This is a genomic window from Nocardioides islandensis (genome assembly GCF_015352455.1).
Taxonomy (GTDB): domain Bacteria; phylum Actinomycetota; class Actinomycetes; order Propionibacteriales; family Nocardioidaceae; genus Nocardioides; species Nocardioides islandensis.
On sequence record NZ_JADKPN010000001.1, the window covers coordinates 21,314 to 47,812 of the forward strand.

Sequence of the window (26,499 nt, forward strand, 5' to 3'; positions counted from 1 at the left end):
CTGGCTGCCGGCCACGTCGATTGGCGGAACGGTCAGCCTATCGACCGGCTCCTCGCGCTGTTGAGTTCGGCCCCGGGTCCGGCGTCCTCGTAGGCGCTCGGCTCGTCGATCGCCCGGCTCAGCACCGGCACGGCGGTGAGCTTGACGTCGTACGCCGACAGCGCGCGCCGGTAGGCCCCCACGCTCTCCCACTCCGTGGTCAGCACCCACAGCTCCGGGTCGTCGGTGTTGCGGCCCAGCCGGCCCCGGACGTGGCCGGGTCGGTCGGCGAGGACGTCGGCCGCCGCCTGGAGGTCGCGGCGGAACTGCTCCTGCTGCTCCATCGGTACCCGGAAGCGGTTCACCACGATCACGCGGGCAGGTTACGCGGCGCACTCCTGGGGGTGCCGGTTGTGGCGCGATCGCGCTGGAACTGCGGGTTCCGCGGCCGAAAATCTGCTGTTCGGCTGCGATCGCGCGATTCCTGGCACCACCGCGACCCGCCCCCGGCGCTTCTGGCCGGCCACGACGCCGCCGAGGACCAGCACCATGCCGAGGGCCTGGGTCCAGCCGAAGACCTCGCCGGCGAAGGCGACGCCGAGGAGCGTGCCGACGACGGGGTTGACCAGGCCGACGAGGGCGACCGAGCCGGCGGGCAGGCGGGACAGGCCGCGGAACCAGCAGAAGTACGCCAGCGCCGTGCCCGCCGTGGTCAGCCAGAGCAGGCCGCCGAGGTTGGCGACGGTCAGCGACGGAGGCGGGCCCTCGACCAGCAGCGCGACCGGGACCAGCGCGAGCCCGCCGGCGACCAGCTGCCAGGAGACGGTCGTGAGCATGTCGGCCGGCGACGGCCAGCGCTTCACCAGCACGAAGCCGAGCGCGGAGACGAGCACGGATCCGATCGCCCCGACCAGGCCGAGGGTGGACAGCTCACCGCCGGCCCGCAGGACCAGCAGGGCGACGCCGACCACGCCGACGAGCCCGGCGACCACGCGGCGCACACCCGGGCGCTCCCCGAGCACCGGCAGGGCGATGGCCATCACGGCCAGCGGCGAGAGGCACTGGAGGGTGGCGGCTAGGCCGCCGGGCAGCTCGTACGCCGCCAGGAACAGCAGCGGCATGAACAGCCCGATGTTGCACAGGCCGAGCAGGATCGCCTTCCACCACCAGTCCCCGTGCGGGAGCCGGCGTCGGACCGCCAGCAGCACCAGGCCGGCGGGCAGGGCTCGCGCGGCGGCCGCGAACAACGGGCGGTCGGGCGGGAGGAAGCTCTCGGTGACGATGTACGTCGTGCCCCAGGCGATCGGAGCGACCGCGGTGACGAGCAGCGTCCTCAGCGAGGTATCTTCCATGGAAACTAATGTACCTTCCTTGGAAGATATAGTCAACGCATGACCGAGGAGCAGCCGGACGCCGTGGACCGCATCGCCGAGCAGTGGGCCCACGAGCGTCCCGACCTGGACGTGGGGCCGATGCTGGTCGTCGGCCGGCTGCACCGTGCCGCCGACCTGCTCGACCAGGAGCTGCGCACGGTCTTCGCCCGAGCGGGCCTGGGCAACGGCGACTTCGACGTGCTGGCGTCGCTGCGCCGCGCCGGCGCTCCCTACAAGCTCACGCCCACCGAGCTCGCCGGCACCACGATGGTCACCAGCGGCGCCGTCACCAAGCGCGTCGACCGGCTGGTGAAGGACGGCCTCGTCGAGCGTTCGGTCAGCGAGACCGACGGGCGCGGCCGGGTCGTCGCCCTCACGCCGAAGGGCAAGCGGCTCCAGGAGGAGCTGCACCCCCAGCACCTGGCCAACGAGGAGCGGCTGATCTCCGCACTCGACGCCGACGAGCGGCGTCAGCTGGCCGGCCTGCTCAGCAAGCTGCTGCTCAGCCTCGAGGACTGATCCCCGCCTCCACCCGCACCAGCCGCGAGCGGATGTCCTCCAGGGCCGCGCGGATGGGCGCCGAGATACCGGCGAACGTCAGGGACTCCCGTGCGTAGGAGTACGCCGACAGCGCGGTCACCACGCCGCGCAGCGCCTGCTCGTGCTTGAGGCCCATGTCGGCCAACGTACGACGGGCCAGCTCGCGGGTGGGACCGGCCGTCAGAGCCAGCAGGAAGTGCTCGGTGCCGACGTAGGAGTGACCCAGTCCCTCGGACTGCTCGACCGCCAGGGCGAGAGCGGCGTCCAAGGTGCCCGCTCCCCCGTCGCGAGCCGCCCGGGCGCGCAGCTCGTCGACCAGGTCCTCGGGCGTGATGTCGGCGGCTTCCAGCACGCTCAGGGCGAGTCCGCCCGAGTCGACCATGGCGGCCACCAGGTCGACGGTCGTGGGCTCGGCCGACGCCGACGCGCGGGCCGCGGCCACCATGCCGGCGGCCCGCCGTGTCAGGGCACCCTCCCCCGGCGGGGTCGTCGCGTCCGCGCCCTGGCTCGACGCGACGGCGTCGGCCAGCGCCTGCTGGCAGACCGCGGAGACCGGGATGCCGGCGGCCTTCACCTCGGCGGCCAGCTCGTCGGGCAGGTACACGTTGATCTTCGGCGACATACCCCCAACATAACCCCTGTACCCCGCATGGGGGTAGGCATTCGTACGATTGACAACCATTCTCAACTCTTGTGAGAATGGTTCTCATGCGCTGGCTCGTCGCCCTCGTCCTCGTGGTGCCCCTCACCGGGTGCGCCGCGCTGGCGAGCGACGACGACGGTCGCGTCCAGGTGACCGCGGGCTTCTACCCCCTCGCGTGGGTGGCCGAGCGGGTCGGCGGTCCGTACGTCCGCGTCACCGGCCTCACCGACCCCGGCGTCGAGCCGCACGACATCGAGCCGACCTTCGCGCGCACCGTGGCCCTGGCCCGGGCCGACCTGGTGGTCGTGGAGCACGGCCTCCAGCCCGCCATCGACGAGGCCGTCGAGCAGAACGCCGAGGGGCGGGTGCTCGACACCACGACCGTCTCCCCGCTCGACGGGGACGACCCGCACTTCTGGCTCGACCCCGAGCGGCTCGCCGTCGTCGGCGACGCCGTGGCCGCGGACCTGGCCGAGCTCGACCCGCCGCACGCCGCGGCGTACGCGGAGAACGCCGCCGCCCTCCACGCCGACCTGGACGCGGTGGACCGGGAGTTCACCGGGGGCCTGGCCGACTGCGAGCGGCACGTGATCGTGTCGAGCCACGACGCCTTCGGGTACTGGGCGAAGTACGGGATCGAGGTCGCCCCCGTCGCCGGCCTCACCCCCGACGCCGAGCCGACGCCCGCCGGCATCGCCCGGCTCCAGCAGCTGATCCGCGACGAGGGCATCACCACGGTCTTCAGCGAACGGCTCGCCAGCAAGGCGCTCACCGACACCCTCGCCCGCGACCTCGGGCTGCGCACGGCCGTCCTCGACCCCGTCGAGGGGCTGACCAGCGAGGACGGCTCGGAGAACTACCTCTCGCTGATGCGCGAGAACCTCACCGCCCTCCAGGAGGCCAACGGATGCACACTCCCGTGAGTCCGCTCGAGCTGACGGGCGGGTCCGTCGCCATCGGCGGCCGGCCCATCCTGCGCGGCATCGACCTGACCGTCGAGACCGGCGACTTCGTGGCCCTGATGGGCGCGAACGGCTCCGGCAAGACCACCCTCGTCCGCGCGCTCACCGGCCTCCTTCCCCTGAGCGCCGGCGAGCTGCGGCTCTTCGGGACGCCGATCCGGGAGTACGCCGCGTGGTCACGGATCGGCTTCGTCCCCCAGCGGTCGACCGCCTCGTCCGGCGTCCCGACCTCGGTCTGGGAGGTCGTCGCCTCCGGCCGGCTGACGCACCGCAAGCTGCTGCGGCCGCTGTCCAAGCGCGACCGGGCCGCCATCGACCACGCACTCGACGTCGTCCGGATGTCCGACCGTCGGCACGACGGCGTCACCGAGCTCTCGGGGGGTCAGCAGCAGCGGGTGCTCATCGCGCGGGCGCTGGCGGGCGAACCCGACCTGCTGGTGCTCGACGAACCCACCGCCGGCGTCGACCTGCCCAGCCAGCAGGCGCTGGCCGACGCCCTCGGGCGGCTCAAGGCCGACGGCGCCACCGTCGTGCTGGTCGCCCACGAGCTCGGCCCGCTGGCACCGCTCGTCGACCGTGCGGTGCTGATGCGCGACGGGCGGATCGCCTACGACGGCCCGCCGCTCGCGGACCACGAGGTGCTCGACCAGCACACCCACCACCACCCGACCTCCACCCCGCACGACCACACCCCGCACTTCGACATCCCCTTGGACCGCCGATGAAATACCCCACGAAGTCGCTCTCCTCCCCCGCTTCGCTCCTCCGGCTCACGACTCCGCGGGGACCCCAAAAACCATGAACATCTGGGACCTGCTCTCCCTCGGCTTCATGCAGCGCGCCCTCATCGCCGCGGTCTTCACCGGCCTGGCCGCACCAGCCGTCGGCACCTACCTCGTGCAGCGCCGACTCTCCCTGATGGGCGACGGCATCGGCCACGTCGCCGTCACCGGTGTGGCCCTCGGCCTGCTGACCGGTACCTCGCCCACGTGGACCGCCGTCGTCGTCGCGGCCCTCGGCGCGATCGCCATCGAGGTCATCCGCGGCCGCGGGCACACCAACGGCGACGTCGCGCTGGCGCTGATGTTCTACGGCGGCCTGGCCGGCGGTGTGCTCCTCACCGGTCTCGGCGGGCAGAGCACGTCGCTGTTGCAGAGCTACCTCTTCGGCTCGATCACCACGATCTCCCCCACCGACGTCTGGGTGACCGTGGGACTGACGGTCGTGGTGATCGTGGTCTGCGTCGGGCTGGCGCCCCAGCTGTACGCCGTCGCCCAGGACCCCGAGTTCGCCAAGGTCGCCGGCCTCAGGGTGGGCGCCTACAACCTGGCCGTCGCGGTGCTGGCCGCGGTGTCGGTGACGGTCGCGATGCGGACCGTCGGCCTGCTGCTGGTCTCGGCGCTCATGGTGGTGCCGGTCGCGACGGCCCAGCAGCTCACCCGGTCGTTCCGCACCACGCTGCTGGCGGCGATGCTGCTCGGGATCGGCGCGTCGGTCGGCGGCCTGCTGCTGGCGGCGTACGCCTCGTTCTCCGCCAACGTCGCCCCCGGCCCGTCGATCGTGCTGCTCGCGCTGGCCGGGTTCGCGGCCGCGTGGCCGCTCGGCGTCTGGCTCCGATCACGACGCCGGCTGCGGGCGCCGTTCGCGCCGGTGCTGCCGGAGGGCCACGACGTCAGCGACGACCACGACCACCTGGAAGGGCACGTCCACGGCGAGGACTGCGGGCACCTGGCCGTCGCGCACGGCGACCACGTCGACTACGTGCACGACGGGCACCGGCACGCCCCCCACGGAGAGCACTATGACGAGCACTGACCACGGCGCGACGAGCCCTCGCCCGACGCCGCAGCGACGGGCGGTCCTGGAGGCCCTCGGCTCCGTCGCCGACTTCCGCTCCGCCCAGGAGGTGCACGAGATCCTGGCGTCCTCGGGCTCGGGGGTCGGACTGGCGACGGTCTACCGGACGCTCCAGCTGTACGCCGACACCGGCGACGTCGACGTGCTCCGCCGCGAGGACGGCGAGGCGATCTACCGGCGTTGCTCCGAGACCCACCACCACCACCTCGTCTGCCGCTCCTGCGGCGCGACGGTCGAGGTCGAGGGCCCCGCGGTCGAGCGCTGGACCACCGCGATGGCTGCCGAGCACGGCTTCACCGACGTCTCGCACACGCTGGAGATCTTCGGCACCTGCGGGACGTGCGGTCGCGAGTAACGCACCCGTAGCAGGTCTTCCACCCCCACATACGAGGTAAGTAGACGACCTCAGGGTGCGTTGCTCGTCCGAGAAACGCCCCCGCTAGGCCTTCCCGTACCTGCGGTCGCGCTGGGCGTAGAGCTCGATCGCCTTCCAGAGCTCGAGGCGGTTGCAGTCGGGCCAGAGGACGTCGGTGAAGACCAGCTCGGCGTACGCCGCCTGCCAGAGCATGAAGTTCGACAGCCGCTGCTCCCCCGACGTCCGCCAGATCATGTCCGCGTCACCGACCTCCGGGACGTAGAGGTGCCGCGCGAACGTCTTCTCGTCCACCTTGTCGGGCGAGAGCCGACCGGCCGCCACCTCCCGGGCGATCGAGCGCGCGGTGTCGGCGAGCTCGGCGCGGCCGCCGTAGTTCACGCACATCGTCAGCGTGAGCACCTTGTTGTCGCGCGTCAGCTCCTCGGCGACCTGGAGCTCGCGGATCACCGACTTCCAGAGCCGCGGTGCCCGGCCCGCCCACCGCACCCGCACGCCCAGCTCGTGCATCTCGTCACGACGGCGGCGGATGACGTCACGGTTGAAGCCCATCAGGAACTTCACCTCGTCCGGGGAGCGGGTCCAGTTCTCGGTGGAGAAGGCGTACGCCGAGATCGCCTTCACCCCGATCTCGATGGCCCCCTCGACCACGTCGAACAGCGAGTGCTCGCCCATCTCGTGCCCCCGCGTCCGCGGCAGCCCACGCTGCTTGGCCCAGCGTCCGTTGCCGTCCATCACGATCGCCACGTGCTTGGGCACCAGGTCGCGTGGGATCGCCGGTGGCCGGGCACCGGACGGGTGCGGGGTCGGGGGACGCGGGCTCACGGCGCCAGCGTAGGGGTGGCGGAGACAGGCTCCGGACCCCTAGCCTCGACGGGTCTCGCTCGGGCGGGGCCTTCCCCGACCTTGGAGAGCTGATGCGCGCCCGAGCCACGTTCGCCGCCCTCGCGGTGCTGGCCTGCGCGACTCTCGTGCCGGCTCCCACCCAGGCCGACGTCGCGCTCATCTCCACCGGCGGTGCCGGCACCGTCGAGCTGCTCACCTTCGCCGGCGAGAAGGAGTCCTCGCCCACCGACTCCACCGACGCCGGCCAGGCCTCGGTCGAGTGCGAGCCGCTCACCCGTGGCCGCCGTGCGGTGTTCGCGGGTGCCCTCGCGTGGGCCGCCGACGAGCACCCGGGCATGGGCGACGACTGGCGCTACGTGCGCGTCACCGCCGGCGCGGCCGACGAGGTGGGCGCCGTCGTGACGGGCGAGACCTCGCCGTTCTACCCGGCGTACGACGACCGGCCGGCCGCCCTGCCCGCGGTCAGCGTGATCCTGCCGGACGGCGACGCGACGTACACGCCCGTGTTGACCGTGCAGTTCTTCGACGCGACGTACGAACTCGTGGGCGCGTCGGTCGTCGCCGGACAGGTCGGCGCCTGGCGTCGCGACGACGGCTGGCTGGTCGAGCCCGCCGACCTCGTCCGCTGCTCCTAGCTGTCCACCTAGCGCTCGACGTACTCCAGGGACTTCAGGCCGCGCTCGAGGTGCCAGTGGAGGTACGCCGACACCAGGCCGGACGCCTCCCTCAGTGAGCGCGGGTCGGCCGCGCCGACGACCTCCCAGTCACCGGCGAGCAGGGCGCCGAGGACGTCCAGGGTGCCGGCCGACGGTGAGGCCGACCCGGGCACCCGGCAGTCGGGGCAGAGCGCGCCACCGGCCGACGGGCTGAAGGCCTTGTGCGGGCCCTCCTCGCCGCAGCGGGCGCAGTGCGAGAACGACGGGGCGTACCCGGCGACCGCCAGCGACCGCAGCAGGTAGGAGTCGAGGACCTGGTTGGCGCCCCGTCGCTGGTCGGGGTCGCCGGCCGTCATCGCGCGCAGCCCGCCCACCAGCAGCAGGAACTGCTGCACCGCCGGCTGCCCCTCCTCGGTGACCAGTCGGTCGGCGGTCTCGAGCATCACCGTGCCGGCGGTGTAGCGGTCGTAGTGGTCGCCCAGCCCGGACGCGAACGGCTCGATCGTCTCGGCCTGCGTCACGACGTCGAGGTTGCGACCGACGGCGAGCTGCAGGTCCACGTGCGTGAACGGCTCCAGCCGCGCGCCCCACCGCGAGGTCGTCTTGCGGACGCCCTTCGCGACGGCACGGACCCGCCCGTGGTGGCGGGTCAGGAGGGTGACGATCCGGTCTGCTTCCCCCAGCTTGTGGGTGCGCAGCACCACCGCCTCGTCACGGTAGAGCGGCATGTGCCGAGTCTGCCCGACGGCACCGACACTCAGGTGCGGGTACGACGGCGGGTCGCGGTCGGCGTACCGTCCCAGCACGCCAGGGCGAACTCCGCGGCGATCGCGTCGAGACGTTCGGGGCGGGTACGCCACTCGACGATGCTGCGGGCCGCGACGAACTCGGCGTTCGGCAGCTCCTCGGCCAGCATCTCGGCGTCGGCGAAGGGGTGGATCGGGTCTCGCGGGTGCCCGACGACGAGCGCGGGGGCCTGGATGGTCCGGCGCTGGTTGGCCTGAGGGGCGACCCGGCCGAAGATCACGCCGTGGATCACCGCCGCGACCGATGCGGGCCGCTGGTCGAGGGTGTCCAGGCCGATGCCCACCCAGAACGGCACCACACCCCGCGGGATCGGCCGGGTGAGGGCCCGCACCGAGGACACCGTCCACGGCAGGTACCGCGCCGCGAACATCAGCGGCACGAACGCCAGGATCCCGGCGTGCAGCGCGTTGTTGAGCACCGGCATCTCGATGATCAGGCCCTGCACCCGGTCCGGCCAGTTCGACGCCACCTCCAGGGACACGTTGGCGCCGAGCGACAGCCCTCCCACGACGGCCTTCTCGACCCCGAGGTGGTCCAGCAACGCCAGCACCTGCTCGGCGAAGGAGGTCATCGAGTACACCAGCGGGTCGGCCGGCCGGTCCGAGCGCCCGTGGCCCAGCAGGTCGAGGGTGACCACGTGCAGGCCCTGCGAGGCCAGCGCCCGCGCGAGCGGTTGCTGCATCCGCCGCGGCATCAGCTGACCGTGCAGCAGCACGACCCAGCGGTCGCCGCCGCCGTACTCGGTGTACTCGAGGCGGTCCTGGCCGGTGTGGTTGGCGATGAAGAACTGCCCGATGCGCTCTGAGACCAGCACAAGGCAGAAACCTAGTCGCGCCGCGCACGAGAGTGGTGGAAGCGTGACGCACATGACGTCCCGGGACGGGCTCCCTGCCGAGCTGCTCGCCGACATCGAGCGCTACTACGACTCGGTACCGCGTCCGATCACGACGTGGGAGGAGGTCGGGCCGTTCACGCTCTTCCTGCCGGACGCCGGCACGGGCTGGAAGTTCTACGCCCGCCCCCGGCTGGGCGGGGACGAGGCGTTCACGGCCGACGACGTACGCCGCCTGCTCGCCCGCCAGGAGGAGCTCGGTGCGCCCCGCAACGTCGAGTGGGTGCACGAGACGACGCCCAGCCTGCTGGCCGCCGCGCAGGAGGCCACGTCCGGCATGCCCGGCGCCGAGCTCGGGCAGTACCCGCTGCTGGTGCTGCCGTCGGACGTCGACGTGCCGGATGCTCCCGAGGTCCGCATCCTCGACGCCGACGACCCCGACCTGGGCCGGTCCAACGACGTCGTGCACGCGGCGTTCGGGGACTCCGACGAGATCGTCGAGAAACCGCTGGGCAAGCAACGCGACATGGTCCGCGACGGGGTGCTGGTCGTCGCGGCGGCGTACGTCGACGGCGAGGTCGCCGGTGGTGGCACGTCCGCACCGCGCGGCGACGGAGCGGAGCTGATGGGCATCGCCGTACCTCCCCGGTACCGCAGGCGAGGCCTCGGTTCCGCGCTCACGCGCGGGCTGGTCAACGCCGTCCGCGGCCGCGGCGCCCGCACCGTGCTGCTGTCGGCCGGGAGCGACGACGCGGCGAGCATCTACCGCCAGGTCGGGTTCGTGGACGTCGGCACGGCGTGCATCCTCGAGGTCTCGAGTGGGTGAGCCCGTGAGCACGCCCCGCCGGCTGACGCCCGACGACTGGGCGGTGCTGCGCGACATCCGGCTGCGGGCCCTCGCCGACTCCCCGGACGCCTTCGGCTCCACCATCGAGCGGGAGCGGGACTTCCCGGAGAAGGAGTGGCGGCGACGGCTGGTGCGTCCCGTGTACGCCGTCCTCGACGGCGAGCGTGCGGTCGCGATGGCCGGCGCCTTCACCGACGACGGCCGGACCCAGGTCTGGGGCATGTGGACCGACCCCGCGCACCGCGGTCGGGGCCATGCCCATGCACTCCTGGACGCACTGGTCGCCCGGGCGGTCGCCGACGGCACGCCGGTGTCCCTGCACGTGAACGTCGCGAACCCGGTCGCCCGCGCGGTGTACGAGCGCTACGGCTTCGTGGCGACCGGGAAGCTCGAGCCGCTGCGTCCCGGGTCCGACCAGCGCATCGAGCTGATGCAGATCGGTTGAGCGCCCCTGATACGTCCGGGGCATGGCCCGATCGGGCCATTTCTTTACTTTGTGAACGTCCTTACCGTCGGAGTCATGCCGGGACATCACGGGTCGGAGACGTTCTTCATCGAGGGAGAGGGGATCGTCGGCGAGCAGGCCGGCGGTCGCCCGAACGCCCGGGCCGCGGCCGCCGCGGGCGTGCCGCCGTTCAGGTTCAGCCGCTGCGGTCCGAAGGGGACCTCCGTCGGCCCGGCGGTCGTCGCCAAGCTGGCCGAGGCGATGGCCAAGGGTGGCGGCGGCACCGGCGACGTACCGGCCGGGTACACCTACCTCGGCCAGTTCATCGACCACGACCTGACCATGGACAAGACCGAGGTCGAGCTCGGCGACGACGTACCTCCCGCCCAGCTCGTGCAGGGCCGCTCGCCGCGGCTGGACCTCGACTCCCTGTACGGCGCCGGCCCGGGCGACCCCAAGTCCGCGAAGTTCTACGAGGACGACGGGGTGCACCTCAAGATCGGGGACACCCGCCGCATCGGCCCGGACGCCAAGAAGCAGGGCCACGACCTGCCGCGGGTGGACGGTGCCCGCACGGCGCTGATCCCGGACCCGCGCAACGACGAGAACCTGATCGTCGCGCAGACCCACGTGGCGTTCATCCGCTTCCACAACGCCGTCGTCGACTCGCTGCCGACGTCCCTGCCGTCGGTGAAGCGGTTCCGCCAGGCGCGCAAGGCGGTCACGCTGCACTACCAGTGGCTGATCCGCCACGACTACCTGCCGCGGATCGTGGACCCGGCGATCGTGACCGACGTGTTCACCAACGGGCGCAAGATCGTCCAGCCCGACGCCGGCCCCACCGAGGTGCCGACGATGCCGGTCGAGTTCTCGGTCGCGGCGTTCCGGCTGGGCCACAGCATGGTCCGCGACTCCTACAACTGGAACCGTCGCTTCCCGGGCCAGGCGGGGAGCCTGGACTACATGTTCGAGTTCTCCGGGCTCGGCGGCACCCTCGGCGGCGACACCGTGCTGATCAGCAACTGGCTGGCCGACTGGCGCCGGATGTACGACTTCGCCGCCGCGGGACATCCCGAGCTCAAGCCCGCCAGCGCGGTGAACTTCGCCAAGCGCATCGACACCCTGCTGGTCGACCCGCTCAAGCACCTGCCGCCGAGCACGTTCGGCGGCAAGGCCTCGATGGGGTTCGACAACCCCCAGCGCAACCTGGCCTTCCGCAACCTCACCAGGGCGAGCATGGTCAGCCTGGCCACCGGCCCGCAGATGGCGCAGAAGCTCGCCAACAACGGCGTTCCTGTCACCCCGCTCACCCAGGCGCAGCTGGTCGACGGCGACAACGGCGCCGTCGTCACCGGGCTCACGAGTGCGCAGAAGACCGCCCTGGTGCAGAAGGCGCCGCTCTGGTTCTACCTCCTGCGCGAGGCCGAGCTCAACAACGGCCGGCTGACCGGTGTCGGCGGTCGCATCGTCGCCGAGACCATGCACCGGGCCATGCAGGGCTCCACGTTCTCGATCGTGCGCAGCAAGGGCTTCACCCCCGAGCTCGGCGACCGCGGCAACACCTTCGAGATGACCGACCTCCTGCTCGTCGCGTTCGGCGGGCAGGCCTCCGGCATCAACCCCCTCGGCGGCGCGTGACCGATCTGCCTGGTGGTCGAGCCGCGAGGCCGGCCACCGCCGAGCGTGTCGAGACCCCGGGTCACGTCACCGGGTCTCGACTCCGCCCAACATGCTGCGAGCAGCGGTCAGGCCTCCGGCATCAACCCGCTCGGCGGCGCGTGACCGACCTGCCTGGTGGTCGAGCCGCGAGGCCGGCCACGGCCGAGCGTGTCGAGACCCCGGGTCACGTCACCGGGTCTCGACTCCGCTCGCTGGCGCTCGCGGGCTCGACCAACATGCTGCGAGCAGCGGTCAGGCCTCCGGCATCAACCCCCTCGGCGGCGCGTAACCGATCTGCCTGGTGGTCGAGCCGCGAGGCCGGCCACGGCCGAGCGTGTCGAGACCCCCGGTCAGGTCACCGGGTCTCGACTCCGCTCGCTGGCGCTCGCGGGCTCGACCAACATGCTGCGAGCAGCGGTCAGGCCGTCGCCCGGTTGACCGCCGAGATGACGGCCTTCAGCGAGGCGGTGACGATGTTGGGGTCGAGGCCGACTCCCCAGAGGACCTGGTCGCCGACGAGGCACTCGACGTACGCCGCCGCGATGGCGTCGCCACCGGAGCTGAGAGCGTGCTCGGCGTAGTCGAGCACGCGCACGTCGTACTCCTGCGGCAGCGAGTTGAGCGCCGCCACGAACGCCGCGATCGGGCCGTTGCCCTCGCCGGTCAACGTGGTGAGGTCGCCGTCGACGTAGACGTTCACCGACAGCTGGTCCTTCTCACCCGCGGCCGCCGAGGTGTGCACCGAGTCGAGCCGCAGCGGGGCCTCGCGGTCGAGGTACTCCGAGCGGAACGCCGTCCAGATCTGCTCGGGCGTCATCTCGCCGCCCTCGGCGTCGGTGTGCTGCTGGATGACGCGGCTGAACTCGATCTGCGCGCGGCGCGGCAGGTCCAGCTTGTGCTCGGCCTTGAGGATGTAGGCCACGCCGCCCTTGCCGGACTGGCTGTTGACCCGGATGACGGCCTCGTAGGACCGGCCGACGTCCTTCGGGTCGATGGGCAGGTACGGCGCCTCCCACGGGATCTCCGAGACCGGCCGTTCCTGCTCGGCGGCGATCCGGTCGAGGTCCTCCAGGCCCTTCTTGATCGCGTCCTGGTGAGAGCCGGAGAACGCCGTGTAGACCAGGTCGCCGGCGTACGGGTGCCGCGGGTGGACGGGCAGCTGCGTGCAGTACTCGACCGTCCGGCGGATCTCGTCGATGTCGCTGAAGTCGATCTGCGGGTCGACGCCCTGGCTGAACAGGTTCATGCCGAGGGTGACCAGGCAGACGTTGCCGGTGCGCTCGCCGTGTCCGAAGAGGCAGCCCTCGACGCGGTCGGCGCCGGCCATCATCGCCAGCTCGGTCGCGGCCACGGCGGTGCCGCGGTCGTTGTGCGGATGCAGGCTGATGGTGGTGAACTCGCGGCGGGTCAGCTGGCGGGAGAACCACTCGATCTGGTCGGCGTACACGTTCGGCGTCGCCATCTCGATCGTGGCCGGCAGGTTGAGGATGATCTCGCGGCCGTCGTCGGGCTGCCAGACGTCGGAGACGGCCTCGCACACCTCGACCGAGAACGGCAGCTCGGTGCCGGTGAAGATCTCGGGGCTGTACTCGTAGCCGATGATCGTCTTGTCGAGGATGTTCTCGCTGTGCTTCATGACCAGCTCGGTGCCGCGGACCGCGATGTCCTTGACCTCGTCGTTGCTGGCGTGGAAGACGACGCGGCGGAACAGCGGCGCGAGCGCGTTGTAGAGGTGGATGTTGGCGTGGTGCACGCCGACCAGTGACTGCACGGTGCGCTCGATGAGGTCCTCACGGGCCTGGGTCAGCACCGAGATGGTGACGTCCTCGGGCACCTTGTCCTGTTCGATGAGCTGACGCACGAACCCGAAGTCGGTCTCGCTCGCGCTCGGGAAGCCGACCTCGATCTCCTTGTAGCCCATCCGCACCAGGAGCTCGAACATCTTCATCTTGCGGGCCGGGCTCATCGGGTCGATGAGCGCCTGGTTGCCGTCGCGCAGGTCGGTGGAGAGCCAGCGTGGCGCCTGGGTGATCGTGCGTGTCGGCCAGGTGCGGTCGGGGATGTCGATCGGCGGGAACGGCTTGTACCGGTGGATCGGCATGCCGCTCGAACGCTGGGTGTTCGTGAAGCCGCTGTGCTGCAGAGTCATGACTGTCCTCGGGAGATCGGGGAGCGATCGGGACGTCGGCGCGCGTGGTGACCTCCGCAGCGAGGGGGTCCGACGGTTCAGACCTCGCTACGGCAAGGAAGGAGGAGGAGGCGCACGCTCATGACCCCGTCACCATAACGGGGTACCCGTGGACGGCGCGACCGGTTGTCACACTGTGGGCGTGAGCTTGACCTTCACGCCGCCCCACCACGACCTCACGTACATGGCCCCGCTGTCGGAGCAGCGGGCGGACCGGCTGGTGTCCTTCCTCGCCGCAGGGCAGCCGGGCAGCGTCCTCGACATCGGGTGCGGATGGGCTGCCCTGCTGCTGCGCGTGCTCGAGGCCGTCCCGGACGCCGTCGGCGAGGGCATCGACCTGGACCAGGAAGCGATCTCCCACGGCCAGTCGGTGGCGGTCCTGCGCGGGCTGACCGACCGCGTGGACCTGCACGTCGACGACGCCCGCGACCTCGCCGGCGGCTGGGACGCCGTCATCTGCATCGGCGCATCCCAGGTGTGGGGTGCCCCCGTCGAGGAGGCGCAGCCGTTGCCGTACGCCGCCGCGTTCGCCGCACTGCGCGCGCTCGTGTCGCCGGGCGGCCGCGTGGTCTACGGCGACGGCATCTGGTCGAGCCCGCCCACGCCGGCGGCCATCGCGCCGCTGGCCGGACGCGAGGACGAGTTCCGGACCCTCGGCGAGGTCGTCGACCTCGCCGTGGCCGCGGGCTTCGCCCCGCTGGCCGCCCACGAGGCGAGCCTGGACGAGTGGGACGTCTTCGAGAGCGGGTACGCCGCGGCGTACGCCCGCTGGCTCGCCGAGCACGACGCCGACGACCCGGACGTCGCGCAGGTAAGGGAGCTGGCCGACCGCCAGCGCACGGCGTACTTCTCGGGGTACCGCGGCGTGCTCGGGCTGGGGTACCTGGAGCTGCTGGCGGTCTAGGGGTCGACCAGCGCCTCGGTGACGAAACGGGCGGCGTCGCGAGCGCCGTAGAGGTCCTCTCCCCCGGGGACGAACTGGCCGATGCGCACCACCACGGTCTGGGACCCCGGGTCGACCAGGACGGTCTGCCCGCCCAGGCCCTGCGCGGTGAAGAGGTTGGCCGCGGCGCCGGGGATGATCCGGCCGACCGGCGGCTCCGGCTGGCCGGGGGCGTCGGTGGCGAGCGGGCCGATGACCGGCCCGTAGCGGTTGAGCCACCAGAGGAAGCCGTACGCCGCGTTGTGCTCCTGGCTGGGTCGCCCGACGGCCGCCTTGACCCAGGACCTCGGCACGACCTGCTCGTCACCCCAGCGGCCCCGCCGCAGGAAGAGGTAGCCGAAGCGGGCCATGTCCTCGCACGTCGTCTGCACGCCGAAGAAGGTGTTGGTGTTGCCCGCGGGGTCGGCGGTCATCCGCGTGTGGGTCATGCCGATCCGTCCGAACAGCCGCTGTTCGGCGTAGTCCCGCGTCGGCTCGCCGGTCGCCCGGGAGATCACCCGGTCCAGGGTCTGGATCGCCGCGTTGTTGTACGCCCACACCTTCCCGGGCGGGTACTGCTGCTTCAGGTCGATCGCGAACTGCGTGCGGTCGGACGCCTGGGGCAGCTGGCCGTAGTCGGTGCCGGCGTCCCAGTAGCGGCCGCTGTCGTTGCTGAGGATGTCGCGGATCGTGACGGTCCGGGACCTCGTGCCGCGCCACTCCTCGACGTACTGCTTGGCGGGGTCGTCGATGTCGAGGTCGCCGTCGGCCTGTGCCTGGCCGACGAGCGTGCTGGTCACCGACTTGGTCATCGAGTAGACCTCGCGCGGCTGGTCGGGCGCGAAGTCCAGCCAGTTCCACTCCCCCACGACCTTGCCCTTGCGCGCGACGAGCAGGCAGGTGGTCTGGGACGGCTTGGCCGCACGTGCGATGCGTCGCAGGACCTTCGGGTCGAACCCCATACTGGCCGGGTCGGCGTGCACCCACTCCGCACCCGGGAAGCGGGTGCCGTCGGCGGCCTTCGTCGGGAGGTCGCTCGGCGGTGCGGGGAAGCCGTCGTCGTTCGTCGTGGCGGCGCTCGTGGCGGCCGACGTGAGCCGGCTCTCGGGGACGGCGAGCGCCTCGCTCGACTCGTCGCCGGCCGAGCACGCCGCCATCGCGACCACGCCCAGCAGGGCGAGTCCGGACAGGGCGGCACGTCGAGCAGTCACCTACTCGACGGTAGCCGCCCTTCTCCCGGACGGGAGATTCGTCAGTTGTAGCCCCAGTCGGCCAGCACGGCCTCGCAGAAGTCGTCGTTGGTGCCCGTGGACCCGAAGATCAGCGTGTTCGAGACCTCCGTCTCGTCGACGTAGTTGTAGACGATCTCCAACCGGATCTGGCCGGCGTTGCTCGCGATCAGGTGACCGTCGTGGCCGAGGGTTCGGTTGCCCCCCGTGAGCAGCTCCACGATGGTGATCGTCTTGCCGTCGCCGTTGTCGACGATCGAGTGGTCCTTGTCGAGGATGTTGGGCGAGATGTCGGTGACCGTCCAGCCCGTCGCGGGATCGGTCAGGACGTTCACGACCCGGCGCTTCTCGAAGTAGTAGGCGGCACCGCCCGGCGCGCGCTCGTTGACCTTGAAGCGACCGGTCACCGTGACGTCGAACGTCGCGTCCAGGCCGGCGACGCCGCAGAAGTTCGTGTTGGTGCCGGTGATGTGGTCGTCGAAGCTGTCACCGTCGATGATCCGGGCAGATGCCGGCGAACCGGTGAGAGCCACCACGGCGGCCGTGGTGACGAGGATCCCGAGAGTCGTGCGAGCAGATCGATGACGTGTCATCTGGAACCCCCTGTGTCGGTGTTCCGCACGACGCTAGGTCCGGCTCCGTCGCCGGGCATCCGTGGTAACCCTGAGGCGCGAGGTCCGGCCGGGCTAGCGTCGGCCGCATGGCCCGCCTGCTCGTCGTCCACCACTCGCCGACGCCGACGGTGCGACGGCTGGCCGACGCCGTCGTGGCCGGGACGGGCGACGAGGCGATCGACGGGGTCGAGGTCGTCGTGCGGGCCGCCCTCGAGGCCCACGCCGACGACGTGCTGGCCGCGGACGGGTTCCTGCTCGGGACCACGGCGAACTTCGGGTACATGTCCGGGGCGCTGAAGCACTTCTTCGACACGATCTTCCTCGAGGCGGGCGGTGCCCTGAGCGACGACGGGTCCGCCGCCGACGGACCGACCGGCCGGGGCAAGCGGCCGTGGGGGCTGTTCGTGCACGGGCGGTACGACACGACCGGCGCGGTGCGCAGCGTGGAGACGATCGTGGGCGCACTGCCCTGGCGGCAGGCGGCGCCGGTGCTCGAGGTGCTGGGCGAGCCGAGCGAGGAACAGCTCGCGGGGGCGTACGAGCTCGGCGCGACGCTGGCCGCGCTGCTGGCCGCCGGGTGACCCACGACCCCTCAGTAGGATCGCCCCCCGTGACCCGTCCCGCCCGTCGTGCTGCCGCTGCCCTCGTGGCGGTGGTGACGGCGCTGGTGCTGGCCGGGTGCAAGGAGGACCTGCCGCCGGACGTCGACCCGAAGCAGGTGGACGCGGTGGAGGCGCCGGACCTCGGGGCCTGCCGGCTGCTGACGACCGACGACATCGCCCAGGCGAGCAACGCCACGAAGACCGTCGAGTGCAGCGAGAAGCACACGGCGCAGACCTACGACGTGGGCTCGCTGCCCGACGCGCTCGAGGACGCGGACTACGACTCCGACGAGGTCGGTGACTTCGCGTTCCACCAGTGCTCGTCGGCGTTCATGGAGTACCTCGGCGCCGACGAGAGCCTGGCCATGCGCACGATCCTGACGTGGGCCTGGTTCAGGCCGTCGAAGCCGGCCTGGGACGACGGGGCGCGCTGGTACCGCTGCGACGTCGTCGGGGGCAACGAGCAGAGCAAGCGCCTGGTGGACCTGCCGCCGGACGTCGAGGGACTGCTGGCCCAGACCGAGGACAAGTGGCTGGTCTGCGCGGAGGGGCCGACGGTCGACGGGTCGGTCAAGGTGCCGTGCTCGACCGCGCACGACTGGCGCGCGGTGTCGACGATCAAGCTGGGCGAGCCCGACGACGCCTACCCCGGCGACGCGGCCGCGGAGAAGACCACCCGCGACTACTGCTCGAAGTCGGTCGCCGCGTGGCTCGGGTACCCCGTCGACTACGACTACGGCTACACCTGGTTCCACGAGGCCGAGTGGAAGGCCGGCAACCGCCGGTCGGTGTGCTGGGCGAAGACGAGCCAGTGAGACGCGCTCTGGCCCTGGCCGCGGCGGCCCTCCTGCTGGCCGGCTGCTCGTCGGGGGAGTCCGGTGCCGGCACGACGCCGCCGGGTCCGGACGGCGGCTCATCGGCCACCGACTCCCCCACCAGCCCGTCGAGCGCGACCCCGGCCACGGCCAAGGCCGTCCCGCGCCCGAAGGACCGGGCCTGCTACGCCTACCGCTACGACGACGCGGTCGCCCCGGTGGCCCACGGGAAGCCGGTGCCGTGCGACCACGCCCACACGGCGATCACCTTCAGCGTCGGCGAGCTCGACAGCGTCGTGGACGGACACCTGCTGTCCGTCGACTCCGACCACGTGCAGGCGCAGGTCGCCGACGCCTGCCCGAAGGCGTTCGCCGGGTTCGTCGGCGGCACGGACGAGGCCCGACGGCTGACGATGCTGCGTCCCGTCTGGTTCACGCCCAGCCTGAGCCAGTCCGACCAGGGCGCCGACTGGTACCGCTGCGACGCCGTGGCCATCGCGGCCGACGAGACCCTCGCCCCGCTGGTCGGCCGGCTCCAGGGCGTGCTGGGCCGCCCGCTGGCGCGCGAGCGGTACGCCATGTGCGGCACCGCCGAGCCCGGCACCGCGGACTTCCGGAGGGTCATCTGCTCCGGCAGACACTCCTGGCGCGCGCTCTCGACCGTCGACATCGCCGGCGCGGCGTACCCCGGCGTGGAACAGGCCAGGGCCGCCGGCCAGCAGCCCTGCCAGGACGCCGCCGCCGGCGTCGCCGACGACCCGCTCAACTACCGCTGGGGTTACGAGTGGCCGACGGCCGACCAGTGGGCGAAGGGCCAGCACTACGGCATCTGCTGGGCGCCCGCCTGACGCCCCCCTGATCGAGGAGGTGTCGTCAGAAGCCGAGCTTCCTGAGCTGCTTGGGGTCGCGCTGCCAGTCCTTGGCGATCTTGACGTGCAGGTCGAGGTACACCGGCGTGCCCAGCAACGCCTCGATCTGCTGGCGGGCACGCGAGCCGACGTCGCGCAGGCGGGCGCCCTTGTGGCCGATCACGATGCCCTTCTGCGAGGAGCGCTCGACGTACAGGTTGGCGTGGATGTCGAGCAGCGGCTTGTCCTCGGGCCGGTCCTCGCGCAGGCCCATCTCCTCGACGACGACGGCGATGGAGTGCGGGAGCTCGTCGCGCACGCCGTCCAGCGCCGCCTCGCGGATCAGCTCGGCGACCAGGATCTCCTCGGGGGCATCGGTGAGGTCGCCGTCGGGGTAGAGCTGCGGCCCCTCGGGCAGCATCGCGGTGAGCAGGCCGGCGAGCAGCTCGACCTGGCTGCCGGAGACCGCCGACACCGGGACCACCTCCTGCCACGTGGTCCCCGTGGAGTCCCCGAGCGCCGCGATGTCCAGCAGGTGCTGGGCGATCTGTTCGGGCGTGGCGAGGTCGGTCTTGGTGGCCACCGCCACCTTGAGCGTGCGACGTACCTTCGCCATCTCCTGCACGATGAACCGGTCGCCCGGCCCGATCTTCTCGTTGGCCGGGAAGCAGACGGCGACCACGTCGACCTCGGACAGCGTCGTCTTCACCAGGTCGTTGAGCCGCTCGCCGAGCAGCGTGCGCGGACGGTGCAGTCCGGGGGTGTCGACGAGGATGAGCTGCGCGTCGGGACGGTTCACGATGCCGCGCACCACCGTCCGCGTGGTCTGCGGCTTGTCGCTGGTGATCACGACCTTCTGGCCGACCAGGGCGTTGGTCAGCGTCGACTTGCCGGCGTTCGGTCGGCCGACGAACGACACGAACCCGGACCGGTACGGCTCCGTCATCGGGACACCTCCGCGTCGTACGCCGCCCAGATCTCCTCGTCGGACTTCCCGGTCGCCTTGCCGGCTCGCCAGATCGGGCCCGGGTCGACCGCACGCGGCTGTCGCCGACCGCTGCCGCGCCAGTAGCCCATCACGTCGTACGCCGTGCTCGGCAGGCCGACGGATCGCATCAGGTGCTTGCGGATCGCGCGCATCTGGGCGGACTCCCCCGCCATCCAGAAGTACCCGTCGCCCTCCGGCCAGTCGATCCCCTCGACGACCGCGGCCAGGGCGGACTCGCCCTCTCCGGGCGGCGTCAGCCAGGTGACGTCGGCGCCGTCCGGCAGGTAGCCGGAGAGGTCGTCGGCGACCTCGGCCCAGACCCGCGTGGGGACCGGGACACTCTCCAGGATCCGCGCCATGGCCGGCATCGCGGTCAGGTCGCCGACGAGCAGCAGCCAGGCGGCGGCGTCCGGCATCGCGAACGACCCCTTGGCCTCCTGGATGGTCACCGTCTCGCCCGTGCAGTCGCGGGACGCCCACTCGGTGACCAGGCCCTCCTCGTGCACGACCACGTCCAGCACCAGCTCGGCGCCGTCCCAGGAGCGGACCGTGTAGTAGCGCGACTGGAACTGCCCGGGCACGACCAGGCCGACCCACTCGTCGGGGATCCCCGTCGAGCCGAAGGCGTCCGGGCCGCGCAGGTCGCCGAGCACCAGGCGGACCAGGTGCGCGGACACGCGCTCGCGGCGCAGCACGGTCGCGGCGTACTCGCGGGCCCTGGCAGTCACCCGACCACGCTAGTGCCCCGCGACTAGTCTGCTGCGCGTGACCGTCAGCTCGGAGCCCGAAGGGCCGTCCGGCTACAGCTACGCCGCGGTCGTCGCGCGGTCGGAGCGGGACGCGCTCCTGGCGGTGCTGCAGGAGATCGGTTTCAGCGGCTGGGTCGCGCCCCCGGAGGACGGCTGGGTCGTCGCCGTCGCCGCGTACGCCGAGGACGCCGTCGCCCAGGGTCGCCGCGGAGTGGTCGAGGTCGGGGAGTCCGTCGCCGGCACCGGTGCCACGGTGCTCGCGGTGCGCGTGCTGGACGACCGGCAGCTCGCGATCGTGGCGTGGTCCGGAGGGCAGGAGGTGGCGAGGTACGTCAGCGACCCGTCCCGCGAGCCCGGCGCCGCCTGGGACGTGCTCGACGAGCCGATCGGCGTCGAGGGCGCCGCGGCGCTCGCCGAGACCTGCGGCCGCCCGGAGGTGGGCGAGGAGCTGGCCGAGCTGCTCGCCGAGGGCCTGGACCCCGAGGAGGAGATCGAGTCCGAGCGGCTGACCCGCGTGCTGTCCCTGCTCGGTCTGCCGACCTGGCTGGTCAGCGCCTGGGTGCTACCCAAGCGGATGCCGGTCGGCCCCTCACCGAAGGACCTGACCCGCCTCAGGGCCGGCCGGGAGGGTGTCGGCGGCCTGGTGGCCGGCCGCGCCGCGCGGACCGTGCGCCGTCGCCGGCCCGCGCCGGTGATCACCGACCCGCCGCGCGACGACGGCGGCCCCGACGACCTGATGTGGCTGTGACCCAGGAGCAGCCCGCGGCGTACGAGGACGCCTGGCAGGCACGCAGGCGCTGGGCGTACGTCGGGTTCGCGGTCGGTCTGACCGGGTTCGTCGTCCTGTTCGGCATCCCGACCGACCGCCTCGGCCTGGCCGCCCTGGCCACCGGCTTCCTGTCGATCGGGCTGCTCGGGATGGGGTGGCGGGCCTGGGGCCGGATGCTCCTCGACTGGCTGCCGTTCCAGGCGGTGCTGCTGGCCTACGACTACAGCCGGGGCTTCGCGTCGCCGTACTCCGACGCGCAGATGGCCGCCCGCGACTACCCCACCCACGACGTCCACAACGCCTTCGGCCTGCCCCTCCAGGTGCGCGCGCCGATCGACTTCGACCGCTGGTTCGCCGGGCTGTTCGGTGCGCACGACACCACCCCGACCCAGTGGCTGCAGGGTCACCTCCATCCCGGGCCGGTGGACGGCAGCGCGATCCCGTGGTTCGCGATCGTGGTCAGCCTCGTCTACTCCTCGCACTACCTCGTGACGCCGGTGACCGCCGTGGTGCTCTGGATGCGCGACCGCCTGGAGTTCCGGCGCTGGATGTCGGCGGTCGTGACGCTCGCGGTGGCCGGCCTGACGACGTACGTGCTGCTGCCGACCGCCCCGCCGTGGCTGGCCTCGACGCAGGGCGACCTGGGCGGTCCGCCGGTGCTCCGGCTGACGTCCGAGGGCTTCGAGCAGATCGGGCTGCGGATGGTCGGCTCGGCCCTCACGCTCGGGCAGCACCTGGTCAACCCGGTCGCCGCGATGCCGTCGCTGCACGTCGCCTTCGCCACGCTGGCCGCGGTGTTCTGGTGGTCACGCGTGCGCCGGCCGTGGCGGTTCCTGCTCCCGGTCTACCCGCTGATGATGTGCTTCAGCCTGGCGTACGCCGGCGAGCACTACGTGCTCGACGAGGTCGCCGGCGCGGCGTACGCGCTGGTGGTCCTGATGGCCTTCGGCGCGGTGCGCCGACGACGTCAGAGGAAGTCGTTGGAGCGGAGCGGGAACCCGTCGACGCCGTCCGAGCCGGTCTTCACCGCGAGCACGTGATCGAGCTCGATCTCGTTGAGCTCGAAGCCCATGCGTGACCCGGCCATGTAGAGGCCCCAGACCCGTGCGGTGCCCTCGCCGACCTCGGCGACGCACTCGTCCCAGTTGTCGACGAGGTTCTGGCCCCACGCGGCGCAGGTGCGCATGTAGTGGAGCCGGAAGTTCTCGGCGTGCATCACCTCGAGCCCGACGTCCTGGGCCTCGGTGATGATGCGGCCGACGCCGGTGAGCTCCCCGTCGGGGAAGACGTACCGGTCGATGAACGCGCCCGTCTCCTGCTTGCGGTTGTGCGGGCGGGTGATGCAGTGGTTGAGCAGCCGGCCCTGCGGGCGCAGCTTGTCCTTGAGGAAGCCGAAGTACGCCGGGTACTGCCGCACGCCGATGTGCTCGGTCAGCCCGATCGAGCTGATCGCGTCGAAGTCGGACTCCAGCACGTCGCGGTAGTCGGAGTGGCGCACCTCGGCCAGGTTGGCCAGGCCTTCGCGGTCGATGGCCTCCTTCGCCCACGACGCCTGCTCCACCGAGAGGGTCGCGCCGAGCGCCTTCACGCCGTACTCGCGCGCGGCGAACCGGACCATGCCGCCCCAGCCGCAGCCGACGTCGAGCAGTCGCATGCCGGGCTTGAGGTCGAGCTTGCGCGCGATCAGGTCGTACTTGTAGTTCTGCGCCTCCTCGAGCGTCGCCCCCTCGTGCGGGTAGACCGCGCACGTGTAGGTCATCGAGGGGCCGAGCACCATCTCGTAGAAGCGGTTCGAGACGTCGTAGTGGTGGTGGATCGCCTCGGCGTCGCGGCCCATGGAGTGGCGCAGGCCCTCGACCGTACGACGCCAGCGCGGGAGCGTCTCCTGCGGCGGGATCGGCGGCGGCTTGAGGTTCGACCAGCCCAGTCCGCGCACGATCTGCAGCGCCTCGGCCGGGGTCGGCGCGCGGAACTTGAGGTTGCGGTAGAGCAGCACCAGCGCGTCGTACGGGTCACCGGGGTGCACGCCCTCGATGTCGAGATCGCCCATCACGTACGCACGGGCGAGCCCGAGGTCACCGGGCGCGGTGAGCAGGTAGGCCAGCCCGCGGCGGTTCTTCAGGTTCACCGTGATCGGGACCTCGCCGGTGCCGACGGAGCTGCCGTCGTAGAACGTGAACCGACCGGGCAGCTCCTGGGTGAGGAGCATGCCGAGGGCGTCTCCGATCTTCAATCCACTGCTCTGGGTCATTGCCTTCTCACTGCCTTGTCGTAGAGGCTCGTCAGCCGGTTGTCGGGATCGTAGGTCTGCTTCACCGCGGCCAGGTGGGCGCCGTCGTACAGCCGGTCGAAGGTCTCCCGGTCGTAGAACGCCTCGGAGTACAGCGACTTGTGCCCACCGAGCTCGTGCACCTTGGCCTCGATGGCGCGGTTCATGGGGGCGTCCTCGCGGCCGGGACCGACGTGCACGGTGCCCCAGAAGCCGACGTTGACGTAGGTCGTGTCGAGCGTCAGCGGATAGGTGGGCCACTCGCGCCGGCGCAGCTTCAGCGGGCACAGCCAGACCGGCCGCATGCCGACCTCGGCGTCGAACCAGTCGAGGAACTCCGGGAGCTGGTCGACCGGGATCTCGACATCCTGGATGACCCGCTCGCGCAGCGGACGGCCGGCTCGCTTGTCGAGCTTGTCGGCGATGTGGAAGCGGTGGTCCCAGCCGACCATCCGGTAGTAGACGTCCGAGCGGCGGTACCGGCGCGGCCACACCCTGCGGAGCCGCGGGTTCTGGGCGCCGAACGCGCCCGAGCACCAGAACCAGTCGGTGTCCCAGCGCCAGAGGTAGTCGTAGGTCGTCAGCAGGTCGGTCTCGCGCTGCTGGATCGACTGGTAGAAGATCTGCTGGCCGGCGTAGTCGCTGGCCGTCGCGCCGGCGCCCGGGTGGTCGCTCCAGCGGGCCAGGGTCAGGTAGTACTCCCCCGGCTCGAAGGCCACGCCGTCCAGGCCGTCGACCTGCTCGCCGCCGTACTCGCGGGTCTCGGTGATCATCGCGATCGTCTTGGCCAGCAGCCCGGCGTCGTCGAAGCGGATGTGCCTCAGCGCGACGTGGGAGCGGATCGGCTCGAGCTCGATGCGCAGCCGGGTGGCGTAGCCGAGAGAGCCGTAGGAGTTGGGGAAGGCGTCGAACAGCTCCTCGCCGGGCCGCGTGGTGACGACCTCGCCGGCTCCGGTGAACACGTCCATCTCGAGCACGGACTCGTGGGGAAGTCCGCTGCGGAAGCTGGTCGACTCGATGCCGAGCCCGGACACGGCTCCGCCGAGGGTGATCGTGCGCAGCTGCGGGACGACGAACGGCATCAGGCCGTAGGGCAGCGTCGCGTCCACGAGGTGCTCGTAAGTCGTCATGCCGGCGACGTCGGCGGTGCGGTTCTTCGGGTCGACGAAGATCACGCCGTCCAGGCCGCTGACGTCGAGGCCGGGCGCGTGCGTGGCGTTGCGCGGCCGGAAGAGGTTCGACGTCTTCTTGGCCAGCCGGACCGGCTGGCCGGAGGGGATGGCGGCGTACGACGCGCGCAGTCGATCGACTGCTGCCGCGTGCAGGGTCCAGGCACTTTCCCCGGCAGTCACGGGTCCAAAATAGCGTGTCCCCCGGAGACGGTCTCCGCCAGGAGGCGCTGGTCCAGCGGACCCTCCCGCCGGTCGAGCCGGACCTGCAGCCGGGTGGCCGCCTCGTCGTACCGCTGGGCCCGGATCAGCGCGTGGATCAGCGTGTCCTCGAAGACCTCGCGCTGGGCGCGCGAGCCGCCGACCTGCCAGAGCCGCTGCTCCAGCGGCAGCAGGATCTCCACGGCGCGGGCGTGGTCGCCCTCGACGTACGCCGCGAGGCCGTTCGCCAGCCCGGGCAGGATCTCGGCGGCGCCCGGTGCGTCGAAGCCGCGCGCGTTGTGGGCGTACTGGCGCAGCCCGTCGGCGTCCCCGGCGGTCGCCAGGGCGAGGGCGACGTGCACGCCGACGAAGGTGAAGGGGACCTTGTCCATCAGCGGCGCGGCCAGCGTGCTGACGCGAGGGTCGAGGGGGTCGGTACCACTGGGCACGTGCCCGAGGAGCTGGCAGCGCCACAGCAGCGACGGGCCGTCGATGAGCATGCCGCCGGCGTTGCTGCCGCCGCAGTGCGGGTACCGCGCCAACGCGCCCTCCCCGTCGCCGAGCGCCAGGGCGTGCAGGGCGCCGTGCCAGACCAGGTGTCCCTTGAACGTGGCCTCGCTGTCGGTGGTGGCGAGCCACGGGTCGAGCCAGGCCAGGCCGTTCTGGTGGTCGCCGGTCTCGAAGTACACGTGGGACAGCGGGTGCCCGCCGGCGAAGCCCGTGGGGTCGAGGTCGAGGGACCTCTGGGCCAGCTCGTGGGCGCGGTCGAGGTTCCCGAAGTCCTGCTCGAACATGGCCAGGAAGCCGAGCAGCGCTGGGTCCTCCTCGACGGTGTCCATGGTGCGCTCGAGCCGGCGCTTGGCCTCGGCCTCGTGCTCGGGGTCGGTGTCCATCAGCAGCGTGAACGCGGCGACCGTCATGCCCACGAGGTCGGCGGGGTACGCGTCGTGGTGGGCGAGCCAACGGCCCTGCGCACCCCACATCCCCTCGTCGACCAGGTGGCGGGTGGCGGCCACGAACGACCGCTCCCAGTCGTGATCGGCCCGGCCCTCCTCGGCCGCCTTCATCTCCGCCTGCGCGTCGAAGTCCTCGCTGCCGAACGCGGCCATCAGCGCCGCCGTCGCGTGCCCGACCGCGAACCCGGGGTCCTGCCGGACCACCTCGGCCAGTCGCTCGGCCTCGCCGGACCGCTGGTCGTGGAAGCGCCGCAGCGCCTCGCCGTACATCGGCGCGACCTCGGCCGCGCACGAGATCGGCAGCCCCCACGGGTCGGTGACGGTCACGCTCCGACGTTACCGGCGAGCTTCCAGGGATTCC

The 26,499-nt window shown here is 71.9% G+C and carries 29 protein-coding genes; 15 read left to right on the forward strand and 14 right to left on the reverse strand.

Annotated features, from left to right (window positions below; translation table 11 throughout):
• Positions 1-32: 32 nt before the first annotated feature.
• Both ISU07_RS00105 and ISU07_RS00110 read right to left on the reverse strand, forming a co-directional pair.
• Complete coding sequence (locus tag ISU07_RS00105) at positions 33-353, reverse strand: antibiotic biosynthesis monooxygenase family protein (RefSeq protein WP_194704733.1); 321 nt, start codon at positions 351-353, stop codon at positions 33-35.
• 9 nt (positions 354-362) lie between these two features.
• Complete coding sequence (locus ISU07_RS00110) at positions 363-1,331, reverse strand: EamA family transporter (RefSeq protein WP_194704734.1); 969 nt, start codon at positions 1,329-1,331, stop codon at positions 363-365.
• A 39-nt stretch (positions 1,332-1,370) separates the two neighbouring features.
• Here ISU07_RS00110 and ISU07_RS00115 point away from each other — a divergent pair, with 39 nt between their 5' ends.
• Positions 1,371-1,871 carry a MarR family winged helix-turn-helix transcriptional regulator gene (locus ISU07_RS00115; protein WP_194704735.1) on the forward strand — a complete coding sequence of 167 codons (501 nt, stop codon included), beginning with the start codon at positions 1,371-1,373 and terminating at the stop codon, positions 1,869-1,871.
• On the opposite strand, the gene ISU07_RS00120 is transcribed toward ISU07_RS00115, so the two are convergent.
• Positions 1,855-2,514: a Clp protease N-terminal domain-containing protein gene (locus ISU07_RS00120; RefSeq protein ID WP_194705654.1), complete on the reverse strand. Its 660-nt coding sequence runs from the start codon at positions 2,512-2,514 to the stop codon at positions 1,855-1,857. The genes ISU07_RS00115 and ISU07_RS00120 overlap by 17 nt on opposite strands.
• Before the next feature lie 86 nt (positions 2,515-2,600).
• On the opposite strand from ISU07_RS00120, the gene ISU07_RS00125 reads away from it, so the two are divergent.
• The 4 genes from ISU07_RS00125 to ISU07_RS00140 all read left to right on the forward strand — a co-directional run bounded on the left by ISU07_RS00125 (position 2,601) and on the right by ISU07_RS00140 (position 5,709).
• Positions 2,601-3,458 carry a metal ABC transporter substrate-binding protein gene (locus tag ISU07_RS00125; RefSeq protein ID WP_228521064.1) on the forward strand — a complete coding sequence of 286 codons (858 nt, stop codon included), beginning with the start codon at positions 2,601-2,603 and terminating at the stop codon, positions 3,456-3,458.
• The gene (locus ISU07_RS00130) at positions 3,443-4,222 is read left to right on the forward strand and encodes a metal ABC transporter ATP-binding protein (protein WP_194704737.1); all 780 of its coding nucleotides are present in this window, start codon (positions 3,443-3,445) and stop codon (positions 4,220-4,222) included. Before ISU07_RS00125 ends, ISU07_RS00130 begins: the two co-directional genes overlap by 16 nt.
• 73 nt (positions 4,223-4,295) lie before the next feature.
• Positions 4,296-5,312 carry a metal ABC transporter permease gene (locus tag ISU07_RS00135; protein ID WP_194704738.1) on the forward strand — a complete coding sequence of 339 codons (1,017 nt, stop codon included), beginning with the start codon at positions 4,296-4,298 and terminating at the stop codon, positions 5,310-5,312.
• Positions 5,299-5,709 carry a Fur family transcriptional regulator gene (locus tag ISU07_RS00140; RefSeq protein WP_194704739.1) on the forward strand — a complete coding sequence of 137 codons (411 nt, stop codon included), beginning with the start codon at positions 5,299-5,301 and terminating at the stop codon, positions 5,707-5,709. Before ISU07_RS00135 ends, ISU07_RS00140 begins: the two co-directional genes overlap by 14 nt.
• An 84-nt stretch (positions 5,710-5,793) precedes the next feature.
• Here the strand turns inward: ISU07_RS00140 and ISU07_RS00145 are convergent, their stop codons facing one another.
• Positions 5,794-6,552: an isoprenyl transferase gene (locus ISU07_RS00145; RefSeq protein ID WP_194704740.1), complete on the reverse strand. Its 759-nt coding sequence runs from the start codon at positions 6,550-6,552 to the stop codon at positions 5,794-5,796.
• Between the two features lie 92 nt (positions 6,553-6,644).
• Between ISU07_RS00145 and ISU07_RS00150 the strand changes: the two genes are divergently transcribed.
• Complete coding sequence (locus ISU07_RS00150; RefSeq protein WP_194704741.1) at positions 6,645-7,208, forward strand: hypothetical protein; 564 nt, start codon at positions 6,645-6,647, stop codon at positions 7,206-7,208.
• An 8-nt stretch (positions 7,209-7,216) separates the two neighbouring features.
• Here ISU07_RS00150 and recO read toward each other — a convergent pair whose 3' ends face one another.
• Together recO and ISU07_RS00160 are read right to left on the reverse strand one after the other, a co-directional pair.
• On the reverse strand, positions 7,217-7,957 hold the full coding sequence (gene recO / locus ISU07_RS00155) for a DNA repair protein RecO (protein WP_194704742.1): 741 nt from the start codon (positions 7,955-7,957) through the stop codon (positions 7,217-7,219).
• A gap of 29 nt (positions 7,958-7,986) precedes the next feature.
• Positions 7,987-8,850, reverse strand: a complete 864-nt coding sequence (locus tag ISU07_RS00160) for an alpha/beta fold hydrolase (RefSeq protein WP_323742330.1) — start codon at positions 8,848-8,850, stop codon at positions 7,987-7,989.
• Positions 8,851-8,902: 52 nt separating this feature from the next.
• On the opposite strand from ISU07_RS00160, the gene ISU07_RS00165 reads away from it, so the two are divergent.
• The 3 genes from ISU07_RS00165 (at position 8,903) to ISU07_RS00175 (ending at position 11,798) form a co-directional block, all read left to right on the forward strand.
• Entirely contained in the window at positions 8,903-9,694 is a 792-nt protein-coding gene (locus tag ISU07_RS00165) for a GNAT family N-acetyltransferase (RefSeq protein ID WP_194704744.1), read from the forward strand.
• A gap of 4 nt (positions 9,695-9,698) precedes the next feature.
• Positions 9,699-10,160: a GNAT family N-acetyltransferase gene (locus tag ISU07_RS00170; protein ID WP_194704745.1), complete on the forward strand. Its 462-nt coding sequence runs from the start codon at positions 9,699-9,701 to the stop codon at positions 10,158-10,160.
• Between the two features lie 75 nt (positions 10,161-10,235).
• Entirely contained in the window at positions 10,236-11,798 is a 1,563-nt protein-coding gene (locus tag ISU07_RS00175; protein ID WP_194704746.1) for a peroxidase family protein, read from the forward strand.
• Positions 11,799-12,237: 439 nt separating this feature from the next.
• Here the strand turns inward: ISU07_RS00175 and leuA are convergent, their stop codons facing one another.
• Positions 12,238-13,968, reverse strand: a complete 1,731-nt coding sequence (gene leuA, locus ISU07_RS00180) for a 2-isopropylmalate synthase (RefSeq protein WP_228521065.1) — start codon at positions 13,966-13,968, stop codon at positions 12,238-12,240.
• A gap of 181 nt (positions 13,969-14,149) precedes the next feature.
• Between leuA and ISU07_RS00185 the strand changes: the two genes are divergently transcribed.
• Positions 14,150-14,911 (forward strand): SAM-dependent methyltransferase, encoded by a 762-nt coding sequence (locus ISU07_RS00185; RefSeq protein ID WP_194704747.1) that lies wholly within the window; start codon positions 14,150-14,152, stop codon positions 14,909-14,911.
• On the opposite strand, the gene ISU07_RS00190 is transcribed toward ISU07_RS00185, so the two are convergent.
• On the reverse strand, positions 14,908-16,140 hold the full coding sequence (locus tag ISU07_RS00190; protein WP_323742331.1) for a serine hydrolase domain-containing protein: 1,233 nt from the start codon (positions 16,138-16,140) through the stop codon (positions 14,908-14,910). The genes ISU07_RS00185 and ISU07_RS00190 overlap by 4 nt on opposite strands.
• 41 nt (positions 16,141-16,181) lie before the next feature.
• Complete coding sequence (locus ISU07_RS00195) at positions 16,182-16,751, reverse strand: hypothetical protein (RefSeq protein ID WP_194704748.1); 570 nt, start codon at positions 16,749-16,751, stop codon at positions 16,182-16,184.
• 107 nt (positions 16,752-16,858) lie between these two features.
• Here ISU07_RS00195 and ISU07_RS00200 point away from each other — a divergent pair, with 107 nt between their 5' ends.
• From ISU07_RS00200 to ISU07_RS00210, 3 genes are read left to right on the forward strand one after another with little or no spacing between them, the layout of a single operon-like run.
• On the forward strand, positions 16,859-17,353 hold the full coding sequence (locus tag ISU07_RS00200) for a flavodoxin family protein (RefSeq protein ID WP_194704749.1): 495 nt from the start codon (positions 16,859-16,861) through the stop codon (positions 17,351-17,353).
• Between the two features lie 29 nt (positions 17,354-17,382).
• Positions 17,383-18,189 carry a septum formation family protein gene (locus ISU07_RS00205; protein WP_323742332.1) on the forward strand — a complete coding sequence of 269 codons (807 nt, stop codon included), beginning with the start codon at positions 17,383-17,385 and terminating at the stop codon, positions 18,187-18,189.
• Positions 18,186-19,037 carry a septum formation family protein gene (locus ISU07_RS00210; RefSeq protein WP_323742333.1) on the forward strand — a complete coding sequence of 284 codons (852 nt, stop codon included), beginning with the start codon at positions 18,186-18,188 and terminating at the stop codon, positions 19,035-19,037. The genes ISU07_RS00205 and ISU07_RS00210 overlap by 4 nt, the downstream gene beginning before the upstream one ends.
• 25 nt (positions 19,038-19,062) lie before the next feature.
• On the opposite strand, the gene era is transcribed toward ISU07_RS00210, so the two are convergent.
• Positions 19,063-19,983: a GTPase Era gene (gene era, locus ISU07_RS00215; protein ID WP_194704751.1), complete on the reverse strand. Its 921-nt coding sequence runs from the start codon at positions 19,981-19,983 to the stop codon at positions 19,063-19,065.
• The gene (locus ISU07_RS00220; protein ID WP_194704752.1) at positions 19,980-20,753 is read right to left on the reverse strand and encodes a siderophore-interacting protein; all 774 of its coding nucleotides are present in this window, start codon (positions 20,751-20,753) and stop codon (positions 19,980-19,982) included. The genes era and ISU07_RS00220 overlap by 4 nt, the downstream gene beginning before the upstream one ends.
• Positions 20,754-20,790: 37 nt before the next feature.
• On the opposite strand from ISU07_RS00220, the gene ISU07_RS00225 reads away from it, so the two are divergent.
• Both ISU07_RS00225 and ISU07_RS00230 read left to right on the forward strand, forming a co-directional pair.
• Positions 20,791-21,522: a hypothetical protein gene (locus tag ISU07_RS00225; RefSeq protein ID WP_194704753.1), complete on the forward strand. Its 732-nt coding sequence runs from the start codon at positions 20,791-20,793 to the stop codon at positions 21,520-21,522.
• Positions 21,513-22,583 carry a phosphatase PAP2 family protein gene (locus tag ISU07_RS00230; protein WP_194704754.1) on the forward strand — a complete coding sequence of 357 codons (1,071 nt, stop codon included), beginning with the start codon at positions 21,513-21,515 and terminating at the stop codon, positions 22,581-22,583. The genes ISU07_RS00225 and ISU07_RS00230 overlap by 10 nt, the downstream gene beginning before the upstream one ends.
• Here the strand turns inward: ISU07_RS00230 and ISU07_RS00235 are convergent.
• The 3 genes from ISU07_RS00235 to ISU07_RS00245 are packed head-to-tail and all read right to left on the reverse strand — an operon-like array spanning position 22,511 to position 26,465.
• Positions 22,511-23,776: a cyclopropane-fatty-acyl-phospholipid synthase family protein gene (locus ISU07_RS00235; protein WP_323742334.1), complete on the reverse strand. Its 1,266-nt coding sequence runs from the start codon at positions 23,774-23,776 to the stop codon at positions 22,511-22,513. The genes ISU07_RS00230 and ISU07_RS00235 overlap by 73 nt on opposite strands.
• Before the next feature lie 14 nt (positions 23,777-23,790).
• Positions 23,791-25,164: an FAD-binding oxidoreductase gene (locus tag ISU07_RS00240; RefSeq protein ID WP_194704756.1), complete on the reverse strand. Its 1,374-nt coding sequence runs from the start codon at positions 25,162-25,164 to the stop codon at positions 23,791-23,793.
• On the reverse strand, positions 25,161-26,465 hold the full coding sequence (locus tag ISU07_RS00245) for a hypothetical protein (RefSeq protein ID WP_194704757.1): 1,305 nt from the start codon (positions 26,463-26,465) through the stop codon (positions 25,161-25,163). The genes ISU07_RS00240 and ISU07_RS00245 overlap by 4 nt, the downstream gene beginning before the upstream one ends.
• Positions 26,466-26,499 lie beyond the last annotated feature (34 nt).

What these genes read in the sequence shown, in the direction of transcription:
- ISU07_RS00120 (WP_194705654.1), bottom strand. Translation starts at nt 2,514, where the DNA reads ATGTCGCCGAAGATCAACGTGTACCTGCCCGACGAGCTGGCCGCCGAG.
- era (WP_194704751.1), bottom strand. Translation starts at nt 19,983, where the DNA reads ATGACGGAGCCGTACCGGTCCGGGTTCGTGTCGTTCGTCGGCCGACCG.
- recO (WP_194704742.1), bottom strand. Translation starts at nt 7,957, where the DNA reads ATGCCGCTCTACCGTGACGAGGCGGTGGTGCTGCGCACCCACAAGCTG.
- ISU07_RS00140 (WP_194704739.1), top strand. Translation starts at nt 5,299, where the DNA reads ATGACGAGCACTGACCACGGCGCGACGAGCCCTCGCCCGACGCCGCAG.
- ISU07_RS00195 (WP_194704748.1), bottom strand. Translation starts at nt 16,751, where the DNA reads ATGACACGTCATCGATCTGCTCGCACGACTCTCGGGATCCTCGTCACC.
- leuA (WP_228521065.1), bottom strand. Translation starts at nt 13,968, where the DNA reads ATGACTCTGCAGCACAGCGGCTTCACGAACACCCAGCGTTCGAGCGGC.
- ISU07_RS00125 (WP_228521064.1), top strand. Translation starts at nt 2,601, where the DNA reads ATGCGCTGGCTCGTCGCCCTCGTCCTCGTGGTGCCCCTCACCGGGTGC.
- ISU07_RS00165 (WP_194704744.1), top strand. Translation starts at nt 8,903, where the DNA reads ATGACGTCCCGGGACGGGCTCCCTGCCGAGCTGCTCGCCGACATCGAG.
- ISU07_RS00115 (WP_194704735.1), top strand. Translation starts at nt 1,371, where the DNA reads ATGACCGAGGAGCAGCCGGACGCCGTGGACCGCATCGCCGAGCAGTGG.
- ISU07_RS00135 (WP_194704738.1), top strand. Translation starts at nt 4,296, where the DNA reads ATGAACATCTGGGACCTGCTCTCCCTCGGCTTCATGCAGCGCGCCCTC.
- ISU07_RS00130 (WP_194704737.1), top strand. Translation starts at nt 3,443, where the DNA reads ATGCACACTCCCGTGAGTCCGCTCGAGCTGACGGGCGGGTCCGTCGCC.
- ISU07_RS00150 (WP_194704741.1), top strand. Translation starts at nt 6,645, where the DNA reads ATGCGCGCCCGAGCCACGTTCGCCGCCCTCGCGGTGCTGGCCTGCGCG.
- ISU07_RS00110 (WP_194704734.1), bottom strand. Translation starts at nt 1,331, where the DNA reads ATGGAAGATACCTCGCTGAGGACGCTGCTCGTCACCGCGGTCGCTCCG.
- ISU07_RS00175 (WP_194704746.1), top strand. Translation starts at nt 10,236, where the DNA reads ATGCCGGGACATCACGGGTCGGAGACGTTCTTCATCGAGGGAGAGGGG.
- ISU07_RS00200 (WP_194704749.1), top strand. Translation starts at nt 16,859, where the DNA reads ATGGCCCGCCTGCTCGTCGTCCACCACTCGCCGACGCCGACGGTGCGA.